The following is a 1,263-nucleotide window of genomic DNA, read 5'->3' on the forward strand; positions in this document are numbered from 1 at the left end:
TGGACTTGCTACATTTGACTGGAGACGGATTTTAGGCACATTTGGGAACAAACCCAAAAGTACCCATGAAGAAAAGACGTGTATTTGACCAGACATTCAAACGAATGGCCGTTGAGTTATCCCACGCCAAAGGCTCCGTGCAGCAAGCCGCCGGTGAACTCGGCATTGATTCGAGCCGGATCACCAAATGGCGACAAAGCCACAAAAGCCCTAGTCAATCTGCAACTGCGGCCCCCGAGCTGAGCGAGGATCAGAAGCTGATCAAACGACTACAGAAAGAGCTGAAAGACGCTCAGCTTGAGCGCGATATACTAAAAAAGGCAGTCGGCATCTTCTCCAGGGGCGACGGGAAATATTCCGATTTATAGCGGAACATGCCAATCAGTTTCCCGTTGAGAGGATGTGTAAGGTATTGAAAGTGAGTAGTAGTGGGTACTATTATTGGCGCAAGCATCCGGTTGGCATTAGGCAACTAAAACAAGCTCAGTTGCTGGACGATATTCGACAGGTACACGCACAGAGCGAGTCTCGGTACGGTAGTCCCCGGATTGCTGATGAATTGCGGGAGCGGGGCGTGAAGACATCACGTAATCGGGTGGCCCGACTGATGCGCAAAGCGGCCATTCGCAGTATCATGTATAAGAAGTATCGTGTTCAGACTACCGACTCATCTCACGATTATCCGATAGCTAAAAACCTGTTAAACAGAGAGTTTATGGCAGATAAGCCAGGTCAGAAGTGGGTGTCCGATATTACCTATATTCCGACCGGCGAGGGTTGGTTATACCTGACAACCGTGCTGGATTTGGCAGACCGAAAAGTAATCGGATGGGCACTGAGCGATGGCCTGAAAGCTGCGGATACGAGCGTAGCAGCCTGGCGTATGGCTCTCAAAAACAGGAGTATAGAGGGTGAACTTTTATTTCATTCTGATCGGGGTGTCCAGTATGCCTGCAATGAATTTCGGGGGCATCTAAAGGGCTTGCCCGTCGTACAGAGCATGAGCCGTAAAGGCAACTGCTGGGACAATGCAGTAGCGGAGAGCTTTTTCAAAACATTCAAAAGCGAATTGGTTAACCATGCTGACTTTCTGACGCGGGCTGCAGCCCGGTTGGCCACCTTCGAGTATATTGAGGGCTGGTACAATCGTCGGCGGAGACATTCAAGCTTGAATTACCGAACTCCTGCTCAACAGGAATCTTGTTTTTACACCTCTCAGATGGCTGCTTGAAATAAATCTCCAGTATACTGTTGCAAGTCCAT

General features: G+C 49.4%; 2 protein-coding genes. Both read left to right on the plus strand.

The window, feature by feature from the left end:
• Nucleotides 1–65: 65 nt before the first annotated feature.
• Complete coding sequence (locus ACYVHB_RS32830; RefSeq protein ID WP_461056310.1) at nt 66–368, plus strand: transposase; 303 nt, start codon at nt 66–68, stop codon at nt 366–368.
• Nucleotides 365–1,231, plus strand: coding sequence for an IS3 family transposase (locus ACYVHB_RS32835; protein ID WP_461056312.1), 867 nt, complete (start codon nt 365–367; stop codon nt 1,229–1,231). Before ACYVHB_RS32830 ends, ACYVHB_RS32835 begins: the two co-directional genes overlap by 4 nt.
• Nucleotides 1,232–1,263: the final 32 nt, after the last annotated feature.

Source organism: Spirosoma arcticum, assembly GCF_054779955.1.

Coding starts and splice junctions, on each gene's coding strand:
- ACYVHB_RS32830 (WP_461056310.1), top strand. CDS start 66: ATGAAGAAAAGACGTGTATTTGACCAGACATTCAAACGAATGGCCGTT.